Here is a 12,769-nt window from a genome sequence, read left to right on the forward strand (position 1 = left end):
AGCGGGAGCGCCCGGTCGGCCGGTACACGACTGTTCACCCCTGACCGCCGTTCGCGGCACGCGTGTCGCGGCGGCTCGCGGGTACTCCGGGGTCATGCGGATGAGCGTGGTGGATGTGGGATCGAACACCGTACGGCTCGTGGTGGCGGACACCGAGGGCGGCGTGCCGCTGCCGGTGCACACCGCCAAGTGGCGGCTGCGGCTGTCCGAGCAGGTGCCTCCCGGAGGGGACGTCCCCGACGAAGCCGTACGACAGCTGTCGGAGGCGGTCGCGGCCGCGGCGCGGACGGCGGAACGCTGGGGCGCCTCGGCCCCGTTGGCGTTCGCGACGGCCGTGGTGCGTTCCGCGCCGAACTGCCGGGACGTGCTGCGCGCCGTGCGCGAGGAGACCGGCGTACGCCTGTGCACCCTGCCCGGCGAGGTGGAGGCGGAGCTGACCTTCCTCGGGGCGCGGCGGTGGATGGGCTGGCGGTCGGGACCGCTCGCGCTGCTCGACATCGGGGGTGGCTCCCTGGAGGTGGCGTTCGGCCGGGGGCGGCTGCCGGACTTCGTGGCGTCGCTGCCGCTGGGCGCGGGCCGGCTGACGCATGAGTTCTTCGACGGGCAGGACATCCCGTCGCCCGACAGCGTCAAGGCGCTGCGCCGCAAGGTCCGCCACCAGCTGCGGGACGTCGCCGCGCGGATCCGGTGGGAGGGGCCGCGCACCGCGGTGGCCACGTCCCGCACGTTCCAGCAGCTGGCGAGACTCTGCGGCGCCTCGCCCGGTCGGCACGGCCCGTTCGTGGAGCGGGAGTTGCACCGGTCGGACCTGGCGCGCGCGATCGACCGCCTCGCCGCGCTCCCCGCGGCCGAGCGGTACACGCTCCCGGGCATCTCCGCGCCGCGCGCGGCGCAGAGCCTGGCCGGAGCGGTGGTCGGGCACACGACCATGAAGCTGACCGACCTCAGGTCGGTGACCGTCTGCCCCTGGGCGATCCGCGAGGGCGTGTTCCTCCGGCACATCGAGGACGGCCCGGCCTGGTGGGCGGAGGTCACCCACGACGACGCGGGGCCCGCCGCCCCGCTGCCGAGTCAGGCCGGTCCGGTCGCCCTACGGATCGCGACACCGGCCGGCTGACGCCCCAGGAAAGGAGAAGGAACCCCATGACCCGTCACCAGAAGCGCGTGCCCGGCGACCGGCCCGAGACGGCACTGGAGGAGGTCCTGCACGAGGCCGAGGAGGCGGAGACCCGTGTCACCGACTCCGCCCGGCAGCGCCGCCACCGGGGCGAGGCCGGTGAGGCGATCACGCCCAACGAACGGGCCCAGGAGGAGTCACGGCACGACGGCGATCACGACCGGGGCCGCGAATGAAACCGTGACCCACACCGGCGAGGCCGGTGAACGGCGCGCGTGGGGCCGGGCGGCGGACCGCCCGGCCCCACGGGTGCGCGGACACGGGAGGACGGCCCCCGCGCCAACGGCGAAGCCACGCCCAGTGGTTCAGCGGCCGGCCGGGACATCGGGTGGAACGATGGAGGGACCTGGGGGCAGGTGTACACCGTGCCGGTCGCGCCGGTACCAATCCGAGCCACACAGAAGTGGAGACGCGCGAAGTGAAGTTCCTTCTCGAGGTCGATCTGGACAGTACGGGCTGGGACGAGGGCACCGCCGTCCAGGAGTTGGAGCGCATCCTGCGGTACTGGGGCGGCAACCTCCGCCACTGCGAGATGGCGCCGGGCGACGGGCAGGCCCTGTACGACTCCGGACACCGGGAGGTGGGCCGCTGGACCGTCACCACCGAGTGACGGTCGGACCTGGACCCCGGACGATCGGCCCCACATGATCGGCCCCACGGAGAATCAGGCCCCGAGAATCAGCCCCGGACACAAGATGCCGGGGGTCGGCCGGCGGCCCCACTCCGCCTGGCCGACCCCCGGACGGGATCGCGTGGCACACCACGACAGGGCACGCACTCCCCAGTTACGGGCCCTCGCTCATCACTCGCGGAACCACACGACCCCGGTCTCGGGATCCCCTCCGGAAGGGGAACGGCACCGTCGCCCTAGAAGGCGAACAGGACCGACGTCGCGGAGTTCTTCACGCAATCATTGGAGAAGACACGCTCGTACGCGACGCGCTTGCCCTGCCAGACGCCCTGGACGGTGACGACCACGGGGTCGTACTGCTTGGTGCAGAACGCCCCGGTCGTACCGTTGAGGGCGCTGAAGTCCCCGTCGCTCGCCCGGAGTTCGGCGCACGCCTGGGCGGCGGCCGGGTGGGTTCCGGAGGGGCGCGGCGCGCAGGTCAGGGTGACCGCGCGCTCAGGGGTGGCGACCGCGGCGTCCTCACCGTGGCCGGTGGTCAGAACCATCGCTGAGGGCGCGTACAGCCCGGACGTGCCGGGCTGCGGGGCGGCCAGCGCGGAGCCCGCGAAGGGGCCGCAGACGGCGGTGGCCGTCAGGGTGAGAGTCGCTGCCCATCGCGCGGTGTTCGGCATTGTGTGCATCCTTCCGCTCTTGGATTGCCGGCGGTTTCGTCTCACCTGTCACGTGGACGAAGCCGCCCGATCGGTGCCGGTTCGGCGTGCGCCACTCTGCCGGGTCCGAGGCCGGAACACACATCGACCCCATGGGTTTCAGTAACTTTGAGTGTTGAAGTAGTGGCGTGAAGTCACGGAATTCGAACAAGCAAACCCCGATTCTGAGCGGCTCTTGATCGTCCGTTGATCACAGATGGCTGGATCTCCACGGCTCGGCAATCGGCCTGAAACATTCCGCTTGCCGCCGTGACTAATCCCGGATCGACTCCCGTGAGACCTTCGCGAGACCCCCGTGAGACCGCTGGAGTTCATGTCGGGACGCGGGGGACGAGGGTGGCGGGAGCGGCGGTGAAGTGGCGCACCGCGTCCCGGTGGTGGACGGCGGCGGACCGACTCGTCAGGATCGTCGGCGGGCGTGCTCGACGACGAGAGGCGGGACGGCGCGGATGGCAAAGCACTGGGCGGATTTCCAGTACGAGATCTATCTGAACGGGATGGCGGGGGCCGTGCCGCGGCTGCCCACCGACCTCACCCGGCTGGAGGAACTCGCCGAGCACCGTCTCGGTGCCGGCCCCGTCGGCTATGTGGCGGGCAGCGCGGGCGACGGCAGCACCGCTCGCGCCAACCGCGCGGCCCTGGACCGCCACCGGATCGTGCCCCGGCTGCTGCGGGACGTACGGGAACGGGACCTCACCGTCGAGGCCCTGGGCCGCACCCTGCCCGCGCCCCTGGCCCTCGCCCCGGTCGGGGTGCTGTCGATCGTCCACCCCGACGCGGAGTCCGCCGCCGCCCGGGCCGCCGCGGCTCAGGGCGTGCCGTACATCCTGTCCTCGGCGTCCAGCACACCCATGGAGGAGATAGCGGAGGTGATGGGCGACGCGGAGCGCTGGTTCCAGCTGTACTGGGCGAAGGACCGCGAGGTCACCCGGAGCTTCCTCGCGCGGGCCAGGGCCACCGGGTTCTCGGTGCTGGTCGTCACCCTGGACACACCGATGCTCGGCTGGCGGCCACGGGACCTGGAGCGGGCGTATCTGCCGTTCCTGCACGGCGTCGGCACCGCCAACTACTTCTCCGACCCGGCGTTCCGGGCGGGGCTCGCCAAGCCGGTGCACGAGGACCCCGACGCGGCCGTGCTGCACTTCGTGGGCATGTTCGGGGATCCGGGCAAGACCTGGCCCGACCTCGCGTTCCTGCGGGAGCACTGGGACGGGCCGATCGTCCTCAAGGGCGTTCTGCATCCCGACGACGCCCGGCTCGCCGTCGAAGCCGGGATGGACGGTGTGGTCGTGTCCAACCACGGCGGCCGTCAGGTGGCCGGCTCCATCGGCGCCGCGGACGCGCTGCCCGGGGTGGCCGAGGCGGTCGGGGACCGGCTGACCGTCCTCTTCGACAGCGGTGTCCGCACCGGCGACGACATCTTCAAAGCGCTGGCGCTGGGCGCCCGGGCCGTCCTCGTGGGCCGTCCTTACGTATACGGTCTCGCCCTCGACGGCCGGACCGGTGTCGAGCACGTCGTCCGTTCCCTGCTGGCCGAGTTCGACCTCACCCTGGCTCTCTCAGGACACCGGACGCCCGCGACCGTCGACCGGGACTGCCTGGCCACCGCCCCGGCGTGACGACACGGCGGCGGGGCGAAGGGGGCAGGGGTGGATCAGGCGGCCTGCAACTCCCGCGCGGGAAGCCGGCCCGCGCGTACGGCCCGGGTCAGGGCCTGGTGGTCGCGCTCGTTCTGGTCGGCGTAGGCCTCCGCGAAGGTGGCGAGGGCCCGGTCGAACGACTCACCGCCGCCCAGGTACGCGGCGATCGCGATCCGGTCGCCGGACCGGGCGTGCGCACGCGCCAGGGTGAACCCGCACAGCGCGCCGAACGCCCGCATGTCCTTCGGCCGCATCCGCTCCGGCATGGCGATGCCCTTCCAGTCACGCAGTTGACGGACGTAGAAGTCGCGCTGCTTGCCGTCGAACCCGTCCACCCGTTCCCAGCCGAGGAAGATGTCGCTGGTGGCCTGCATCAGCCGCTGGCCCGCGACGACCCGCTCGCCCTGGTTGGCGTACTTGCTCGCGCCGACGTGCGGGGCGAGGACGGACGCGTCGGCCTCCTTGGCCTGGAGGAAGAGGGGGTCCCGGCCGTCCCGGCCGAGCAGGAGGAAGATCCAGCACCGGGTGCCCACGCTGCCGACGCCGACGACCTTGCGGGCGACGTCGACGAGCCGGTAGTCCGCGAGGAGCGAGCGCCGGTCGGACGACAGGGTCCTGGCGTACCGCTCCAGCAGACCCCTGAATTGGCGTTCGAGACCGGCGCGCTCGATGTCCGGCAGCAGATCGGAGACCGGGATGAGCAGCGGGGGGTCCGCCGCGATCCTGGGCCGGCCGTCGACCGTCTCGGTGAGCTTGTCGAACACCTGAAGACTGTCGCGGGTACGAGCCTTGGCCAGGGCCTGGCTCAGATTCCGTTGGCTGCGCTTGCCCAGCCGGCCCGCGGCGAGGGTTTCGAGGACGTCCGCGCCGACCTTCGCGTACCAGACGTCGAGGTTGCCCGCCTCCGCGAAGCGGTTCATCGACTCGCGGTACTGACGGACGGTGGCCCGCACGATACGGGCGCGCTGGGCGTCGTCGAACCCGTTGGCCCGGCCCGCGATGACGAGACTGGCCGAGAGCCGCTTGACGTCCCACTCCCAGGGGCCCGGCAGCGTCTCGTCGAAGTCGTTGATGTCGAACATCAGCTGTCTCTCCGGCGAGGCCAGCAGCCGGAAGTTCAGCATGTGCGCGTCCCCGCACAGTTGCGCCGTGAGACCCGAAGTCGGGCTGCCGACCAGGTCGGAGGCCATGATCGCGGCGGCGCCCCGGTAGAAGCGGAACGGGGACTCCATCATCCGGCCGTAGCGGATCGGGACCAGTTCGGGCACCCGGGCCGCGGACTGCGTCTCCAGGATCGACAGCGGGTCCGGCCGGTGGGGGGACGGCTTGTACACGGCGTGGCCCGACCGCGGCGAGCGGCGGCGCGCCGCTTTGCCGAGGGCCGCGCGTTCCTCGGGTGTGGCGTGGGGTGCCACGCGCATCGCCGTGGTCGCGTTCTGGGACATCGAGCCCCTCCTGCCTGTGGTGCTGCGGCCCGTACGGTCAGCCCCGGGGCTCGATCCCGGCCTCGGCGACGGCGATGGCGATGCCGAGGGCGGTGGAGATGTTCCCCGCCGCCGTCATGACGCGGGCGGTACCGACGATGGGCGCGATGGCGACCAGTACGTCCTGGAGCTGCTCGGCGGTCAGACCGGACCGCAGGGCCGGGTCGATGTGCGCCACATAGGAGATGGGCGGGGCGTCCGACGCGGCGAGTGCCGCGATCCGCGTGAGGATCAGCATGTCCGGGGGCAGCCCGCACCGCTCCAACGAGTCGACCGTCATGGCGGCGAGGGTGTCCAGAACCGGGGTTTCAGATGCAGTGGACATGTCTAATGCCCTCCAGGTGAGGTGCGAGCCGGGGGGAAGACAGGAGGGAGGGGCTCCGGGTTCCGCGAGCTCGGGACTTCCCTCAACGGTAGAGCGGGTCCGGGCCGCGCGCACGGGATGGGCTGGTGGGCCCGGTGGTGCGGCCGTTTCGGCGGGAGCCATGCGGATGTCTCGGATGTCCGTTGTCGCCCATGGCAGCAGAATGGTCACTGTCCACCCGTTGGGTGAGGGATGGGAGACCTCCATGAAGGACCTCAAGTTCGAGCAGAAGCGCTCGCTGTCACGTCGTGAGGCGGCCGACCAACTCAAGGCGCTGGCCGAGGCCCTGCGGGAGGGCGGGGAGGCCGACATCGATCTCACCCCCGGCACGCTGAGCCTGCGGATCCCCGACGACCTCCGCAGCGAGATCGAGGTCGAGATCGGCGACGGCGAGGTCGAGCTGGAGATCGAGTTGAAGTGGCGGACGGCGGGCAGCCGCACGGCATCGAGCGAAGCGGCGAATCCGGCCCCGGACAAGCCGACGCCCCGCAGGAGCACACCCGCCAAGTCCGCCCGAGGCGGCCCGAGCAAGCCCAGAACGACGAAGCGGTCCCCCGCGAAGGCCTCCTGAGCCGGGCGAACGCGTCCGTGTCAGGCAGGTCATCCGTGTGCGGGGTGGGTCAGGGTGTGATCGGGGATCTCTCCGGGGCGGCCCCCGATGCCTGGGCGGGTGGCCGTCCGGCAGTGTGAGGGCATGACCTCGATTCGCATGTCACGCAGGGCTTTTGGGGGCGTCGGCCTGTGGGGGACGGCCGCGCCGGCCGCCGCCTCGGTGCCGCCCGCGCCCCGGTTGCGCGTCGGCGGCACGGGCGGCGGCCGTTGGCACGGCAACGCGGGGGTGGCCGACCAGCCGGATGATCGCCCGTGTCGTCGGCCTGCTCACCCGCGTCACCGGCGCCGCGGATGCGGCGCCCCGGGCATGACCGAACACGCTGGTCACAGCCACGCGTCGCGCCTCCCCTTCCTACGAGGCGCCCCCCGGCAGCAGGTTCGGCAGGGTCGGCGGCTTCGGCAGGCGCAGTGTGGTGAGGGCGGGCGGGGTGTCGGAGTTCGCTTCCGAATCGGTCGGGGTGTCGTCGCCGATGGACATGATCGAGCCGTTCTGCTCGGCGTCCGGGGAGACGCCGGGCTCGGGCTCGTCCGGCTTCCGCGCATCCGGCGTCGGCGCCTTCTCCTTCGCCTCCGGCTCCTTCGTGACCGGCTCGGTCTCGGCGGTGGGCGCCTCGGAGCCGGAGACGGAGAGCGACTCGGGGCTGGCGGTGACGCCGTCGGTGAGCCAGCGCTGGGTGGTGGAGTTGTCCCGGCCCTTCACCACGACATCGGCCTTGGCCTCGGTCTCCGTCGGGGCGACGGCCAGCCCCTCACCCCACCGGGGCAGCAACTCCCCCTGCGCGCTGAAGTCGTAGCGCACGTCCTCGCCGCGCCTGGAGTCCTCGTCGGCGCAGGTGCCGAGCACGACGACACCGGCGTCCACCTGGGAGTCCAGGCACAGCTCCGGATTGGCGACACTGCGCAGCAGCCCGTCCTTCTCGTAGGACCACTTCTGGGTCCAGTCGGAGGAGCACACGGCGAGTTCCGTGGAGGCGCCCTTCACCGCCTTGCCGCCCTGGATGTCGAGGCACAGGTCTGCGGCCTGGTTGCGCAGCCGGGTCTGCTGGGGTGCCGTGGGGCGGCCGGCCTTCGCGGGCGGCGTCGGCGAGGCGCTGGTGCCGCTCTCGTCGCCGGTGTCGGGCGCCGTGGCGACACCGGCGCCCGCGCTGGTGGACGCGGCGGGGTCCGCACCGCTGCCGTCGTCGGACAGCAGGGCGGCACCGAGGATGGCGGCGAGCACCGCGCCGGAGGAGACGCCGACGGTGAGCAGGGCCCGGGGGGAGCGTGCCCCGGCGGTGATCCGGCGGCGCTGGGCGGGGATCTGGGAGAGCAGACGGTGCTTGCCACCGCCACCCGAACGTCTCGAGTTCCCCTTGAACGGCGCCCGGCCGGGCCGGGAGTCGAGATAACGCCGCGCGCCCCAGCCGAGCACGGCCTCGGCGATGACCCCGCCGAGTCCGCCCTCGAAATGACTGAGCTGTTCCGCCGCGTAACGGCAGTAGCGGCACTCCAGCAGATGCTGCTGCACATCGGGGAGCAGGGCGCCGCCGCGGCGAATCGGCACGTCCAGCAGGCGGTTGTAGAAGCGGCAGTCCTTGGAGGGTGCGAGTTCCCGGTGGGCGCGCACACAGCCCTCGCGGAATTTCTCGCGCGCCTGCTCCAGTGTGGCCGTCGCGCTGTCGGCGTCCAGCCCCAGCAGACCGGTGGGTATGGTTATCGTTTCGGCTTCTACCTCGGTGTGCCACAACAGACACTGGGCGACGGCCGGGAGAGCCTGGAAAGACCGCTCGACGAGCTTGCGATTTTCGGGCGTCATGGACTTCGCCGCCCGCATACCGCGGCCTCCGGCAGGCTTGCGCAGGTCCGGCAGAACGCCGGAGACACCTTCCTCGGCGGACCACTCCTTGACGGTGTCCCGCGCGGCCACAAGCAGCCTGGGCCGCAACGCGACACCCGACTCGCCCCGCATCAACCCGTCGAACACCCGGTGGAAGGCCGTCGCGGTGACCATCGAGGCGACACTGGACCCCGAGGCGAGGCAGATGACGGCGTAGTCGTACGTCGGCTGCCAGTGCCGTGCCATCAACAGGGCGGCGGGATCGCCGGTGCCGCCTTCCGGCCAGCCTCGCAGCCGGGCGGCGAGAGTCTCGTCGGACTCCCCGGGGACCGGTCCCGGCGCGGGCGCGAAGGCAGGGCGGGGAGGGTGGGGGGTGTGCACAGAGCGGGTTCCTTCCAAGGCACAAGATGGCACACGGAGTTGTGACCGCCGAAAAGGGCCCTGGATTGGTGCGTACCTTTTGGCGGGCGCCGGGAAAGCGGCCGGGGACTGAGCCGCACGATGGCCGTCGACCTCGAGCCCTTTCGGACTCTTCGGTGGCCCGAAAAACCAATTGGCCTTTCAGGCCGGGCCCTTACCCATGCGCAGGAAGGTCACCCTTGCACAAGTTACTCGTGGCTAACAAGGCACTTGGACAACATCTGCATCACTAAAAGCAGGTCAGATGACCGGAACACAGCACTCCGATTCGCAGAACGAACCCTTCCGGTTCCCTGGTGGATTCCTGGTCCAAGCGCCCCGTGTGAACCGCGCGCACGCCTCGATGGCCTACGCACTCTCCCGGTACGAGGCGGGCTGGTTGTTGACTGAAAACGGCCGACTCGCTTGGGCCACGCGCGGAACGGCGGCTCTCCCGCGCGAAACGGGCCGCCGACCTTGTTCCTCCCGCCCTCGGTCGGCGGCCCCGGCGTTCCGCGTCAGATCTGCCAGGAGCGGAGGCAGTCCGCCGCCCCGTAGACATCCGTCTTCCCGGAGATCAGATCGCGGGCGAGGTCCACGAGGGCCCCGTAGGGCGGGTTGATACCGACACCGCTGACGAACATGTACGCGACGGCCGTGGCGCAGGCGAACCGCGCGTTGGCGGCCGGCAGGGGCTTGAGCACCGCCAGGGTGTGCAGCAGCGCGGCGGCCCGCCAGGCCGGGTCCGAGTCGACCCCGAGGCGTGGCGGGTCGACCCGATGCCTGGCCACGGCGGCCACGAGGGCGGAGAAGTCGTTGATCGTGGGCTGCTCGGGGAGGACCTCTTCGTGCCGTTGGAGCAGCCAGGGCACGTCGATGTGGATGACGGGAGCCATCGGTCAGACGGCCCGTCCCTCGACGGTGCGCGAGACGGGTTCGTCGTCGGGAAAGGCGGCGGCGAACTCGTCGGCGTGCGCGGTGAAGAACCGCCGGAAGGCCTCGGCCCCCTCCTTCAGCGCCCGGTGGCGCACGATGTCGGCCGCGGCCGCCTCCCGCACGAGCGCCTTCATCGACGTACCGCGTTCCTTGGCGATCTGCCGCAGGTCCTCTAGCTCGCGGTCGCTGAACTCCACATTCAGAGCTGGCATGCGCCAACGGTACCGCTCGGGTACTTACCCGTAAATATTCCCAGGTCAACGCAAGTTTCATGCGGTACCGAAAAGGGTGCGGCCGACGCCCCTGGCTGGGGTGCCGGCCGCCCGGGACGGATCAGGAGCTCAGGTCTGGTCCGCCACGAACGAGGCCATGCGGGCCAGCGCGGCGTTCCAGTTGATCGTGTGCTCGTTGGTCGACCAGGACTGGATGTCGTCGATGTAGCAGAACTGACCGACGCAGCCCTGGAGTTTCCCCTGCGCGAAGGGGTCCTGGATCCCCGAGTTGGCACCGCCCGCGAGGGTGCCCGCGGGCGGGTTCGGCTGGGTCGGGTCCAGCTGGTGGGCGTACCACCGGGCGTGCTGGTTGTGGGCGTTGACCTCGCCGTATCCGGTGACGTACGAGATGTTGAGGGCGTTGCGGCCGAAGAGGTAGTCCATGCTCTGGAGCGCGCCCTCGCGGTACTTCGACGCCCCGGTGAGGTCGTACGCGGAGGCGATGACGACCGCGTTGTTGAGGATCTGGTGGTTGGAGCCCCAGTCGTAGAGGTTCTTGTCGGGGGCGTACGGCAGGCCGTACGGGTGGTCCTGGAGCGTCGCCAGGTAGCGGTCGGCGCCCTTGATCACGGACTGGCGGACCTTGTCCCGGCCGGGCAGCTTGTTCGGTACGAGCGCGAGGTCGAGGCGCCCGGCGGCGGCCGTCCTCGCCCAGTCGAAGCCGATGGGCCCGAAGATGTCGGCCGTGTGCACCGGTGAGCCGAGGACGAAGTCCGCGTACTTCTTCTCGCCGGTGGTGAGGTAGAGCTGGGCGGCCGCCCAGTAGAACTCGTCGGCGACGTTGTTGTCGGCGTAGGCGCCGCCACCCGTGCCGTCGCTCTCGGAGGCGTACATCTCGGGATGCGCCCGGGCGGCCTCCCAGGCGGTGCGGGCGGCGGCGAGGTTCTTCGCCGCGTAGGCACGGTCGAAGGGGCGGTAGAGGCGGGCCGCCTGGGCGGCGGTGGCCGCGAGGTTCAGGGTGGCCGCCGTGCTCGGCGGGTGCAGTTCACGCTTCTGCGGGTCGTCGGCCGGCATCAGCGGCAGACCGGTCCACTGCTCGTCGTGGATCTTGTGGTGGGCCATGCCCGCGAGCGGCTTGCCCTGCGGCACCTGCATCTTCAGCAGGAAGTCCAGCTCCCAGCGGACCTCGTCGAGCAGGTCGGGGACCTTGTTGCCGCTCTCGGGGATGTCCAGCGAACCGTCGCCCAGCTTGTGGGTCCGCCCGGTGCGGGCGTACAGGGAGCGCTCGTACGTGCTCAGCACCTCCCAGGTGGAGATGCCGCCGTTGACGACGTACTTTCCGTGGTCGCCGGCGTCGTACCAGCCGCCGGTGACGTCGAGGGTGTAGTCGCAGACGCCGGGCTGGCAGGGCACGTCGTCGTCGCCCTTGTTGGGGGCGGCGTTGAGGTGTCCGGCGGCGCGGCCGTAGCCGGGGCGCAGTTCGTCGCGGATCGCGATGCCGCTGCGCTGGGTGTAGTAGTACTTCAGCGAGTCGAGCCGGAGCTTTCGGTAGGCGCTCGGGTCGATGTCGAAGGGGCGGCTGGTCTCGCCGTCGACGACCAGCGTGAAGCCGGTGCCGCGCTTGCGGTAGGAGCCGAAGTCGACGGAGTGGACGTTCTGCCCGGAGGAGGCGTCCACGCCGCGCGGGCGGGTGGAGCCGCGGGCGACCACGGAACCCGAGGCGTTCTTGAGTTGCCACGGCAGTTTGGCGGTGGCCTCGGTGACGAGGGTGGCGTTCTTCGGCCCGGCGGGCAGATAGGCGACCTGGTTGACGCGTACCCGTGGTCCGGTGTCGGGCTCGTAGACCTCCGGCGGCACCCCGCCGAGCAGGGACACGTCGTCCATGCAGAAGGTGAAGGGGTCGGCGTTGCCGCCCACCTGGAAGCCGACCTGGGCCTGGGGGGTGTCGACGGGTGAGGTGAAGGTGTACGAGTAACGGTCGCCCGAGACGTTCAGCTGCGGGCTCACCTCGAAGTAGGTGTCGTACGGCGCGGCCTGGAGGCCGACGATCGCCCGCAGGACCTTGCCCTGGGGCACGCCGGAGGCGGAGAAGCTGAACCGGTAGGACTCGCCCTTGACCAGGGTGATGTCGTTCTGGCCGACGGCGGCGTCCCAGCGGTTGGCGGTGCCACCGGGGATCTCGGCGCACAGGCGGCCGTCGGTGAGGGCGGCGGTGACGTTGCCGGTGGTCCACCACGGGGCGGTGGTGGTGTCGAACGTGCCGTTCTTGACCTGTTCGACCTCCTCGGCCTGGGCGGACCCGGCGGGCAGCGCGGTCAGTGCGGCCGCGAGCAGGGTCGTCAGGGCGAGCAGGGTGGTTCTACGTCGTTTCACGTCTGGGCTCCTCGGGGGAGGTGGGGGCGCACAGCGGTGACACGAGGCGTGGGAGCGCTCCCAGATGCGGACGATGGCCAATGCTGTTCGAGACATGACAGCCCGTCAACGGTCCGGACGGGACGGGTTTTCCGACCGGGAGCGGAACGACCGGATCCACCGGGGCGGAGCCGGCCGTTCCGTCCTGTCGCCCTGGTGCTGTGGGGGCTCCCGTCGCCGAGGGGCCCACGAGCCATCACAATCGATCGCGATCCAACAGAATCGGGCGAAGTGCCTCAGGGGCGCCAGGTGTCCCGCGCGTCACTCACGCCCGTACCGGCGCGACGACCCCCGCAGAATGCGGTTTCGAGCCCCCTTTCGCAGCAGAGCACATAGGCTTGAATTCACCCGTAAGCCCGTTCGGTACGGCGGAATG

At 71.1% G+C, this 12,769-nt stretch carries 12 protein-coding genes; 5 read left to right on the top strand and 7 right to left on the bottom strand.

The window, feature by feature from the left end; translation table 11 throughout:
• The first annotated feature begins 94 nt into the window (after nucleotides 1-94).
• The 3 genes from ACZ4Z3_RS27980 (at nucleotide 95) to ACZ4Z3_RS27990 (ending at nucleotide 1,787) form a co-directional block, all read left to right on the top strand.
• A complete protein-coding gene (locus tag ACZ4Z3_RS27980; RefSeq protein ID WP_468503606.1) occupies nucleotides 95-1,117 on the top strand; it encodes a Ppx/GppA family phosphatase in 1,023 nt (340 codons plus the stop codon).
• Between the two features lie 26 nt (nucleotides 1,118-1,143).
• Nucleotides 1,144-1,353, top strand: coding sequence for a hypothetical protein (locus ACZ4Z3_RS27985; protein WP_468503607.1), 210 nt, complete (start codon nucleotides 1,144-1,146; stop codon nucleotides 1,351-1,353).
• A 242-nt stretch (nucleotides 1,354-1,595) separates the two neighbouring features.
• Complete coding sequence (locus tag ACZ4Z3_RS27990) at nucleotides 1,596-1,787, top strand: hypothetical protein (RefSeq protein ID WP_468503608.1); 192 nt, start codon at nucleotides 1,596-1,598, stop codon at nucleotides 1,785-1,787.
• 257 nt (nucleotides 1,788-2,044) lie between these two features.
• Here the strand turns inward: ACZ4Z3_RS27990 and ACZ4Z3_RS27995 are convergent, their stop codons facing one another.
• Nucleotides 2,045-2,479, bottom strand: coding sequence for a protease inhibitor (locus ACZ4Z3_RS27995; RefSeq protein WP_468503609.1), 435 nt, complete (start codon nucleotides 2,477-2,479; stop codon nucleotides 2,045-2,047).
• A 488-nt stretch (nucleotides 2,480-2,967) separates the two neighbouring features.
• On the opposite strand from ACZ4Z3_RS27995, the gene ACZ4Z3_RS28000 reads away from it, so the two are divergent.
• Nucleotides 2,968-4,137, top strand: coding sequence for a lactate 2-monooxygenase (locus ACZ4Z3_RS28000; protein WP_468503610.1), 1,170 nt, complete (start codon nucleotides 2,968-2,970; stop codon nucleotides 4,135-4,137).
• A 35-nt stretch (nucleotides 4,138-4,172) separates the two neighbouring features.
• On the opposite strand, the gene ACZ4Z3_RS28005 is transcribed toward ACZ4Z3_RS28000, so the two are convergent.
• Both ACZ4Z3_RS28005 and ACZ4Z3_RS28010 read right to left on the bottom strand, forming a co-directional pair.
• Nucleotides 4,173-5,603, bottom strand: coding sequence for a DUF2252 domain-containing protein (locus ACZ4Z3_RS28005; protein WP_468503611.1), 1,431 nt, complete (start codon nucleotides 5,601-5,603; stop codon nucleotides 4,173-4,175).
• Nucleotides 5,604-5,640: 37 nt separating this feature from the next.
• Entirely contained in the window at nucleotides 5,641-5,967 is a 327-nt protein-coding gene (locus tag ACZ4Z3_RS28010; RefSeq protein ID WP_468503612.1) for a carboxymuconolactone decarboxylase family protein, read from the bottom strand.
• 244 nt (nucleotides 5,968-6,211) lie between these two features.
• On the opposite strand from ACZ4Z3_RS28010, the gene ACZ4Z3_RS28015 reads away from it, so the two are divergent.
• Nucleotides 6,212-6,577 (top strand): amphi-Trp domain-containing protein, encoded by a 366-nt coding sequence (locus tag ACZ4Z3_RS28015; RefSeq protein ID WP_468503613.1) that lies wholly within the window; start codon nucleotides 6,212-6,214, stop codon nucleotides 6,575-6,577.
• A 393-nt stretch (nucleotides 6,578-6,970) separates the two neighbouring features.
• On the opposite strand, the gene ACZ4Z3_RS28020 is transcribed toward ACZ4Z3_RS28015, so the two are convergent.
• The 4 genes from ACZ4Z3_RS28020 to ACZ4Z3_RS28035 form a co-directional block, all read right to left on the bottom strand.
• Nucleotides 6,971-8,815, bottom strand: a complete 1,845-nt coding sequence (locus ACZ4Z3_RS28020; protein ID WP_468503614.1) for an RICIN domain-containing protein — start codon at nucleotides 8,813-8,815, stop codon at nucleotides 6,971-6,973.
• Between the two features lie 536 nt (nucleotides 8,816-9,351).
• Entirely contained in the window at nucleotides 9,352-9,729 is a 378-nt protein-coding gene (locus ACZ4Z3_RS28025) for a hypothetical protein (protein ID WP_055537770.1), read from the bottom strand.
• A 3-nt stretch (nucleotides 9,730-9,732) separates the two neighbouring features.
• Nucleotides 9,733-9,981 (bottom strand): hypothetical protein, encoded by a 249-nt coding sequence (locus ACZ4Z3_RS28030; protein WP_468503615.1) that lies wholly within the window; start codon nucleotides 9,979-9,981, stop codon nucleotides 9,733-9,735.
• Between the two features lie 129 nt (nucleotides 9,982-10,110).
• Nucleotides 10,111-12,354, bottom strand: a complete 2,244-nt coding sequence (locus ACZ4Z3_RS28035) for a glycoside hydrolase family 9 protein (RefSeq protein WP_468503616.1) — start codon at nucleotides 12,352-12,354, stop codon at nucleotides 10,111-10,113.
• Nucleotides 12,355-12,769: the final 415 nt, after the last annotated feature.

This window comes from Streptomyces sp. NPDC030296 (genome assembly GCF_055572815.1).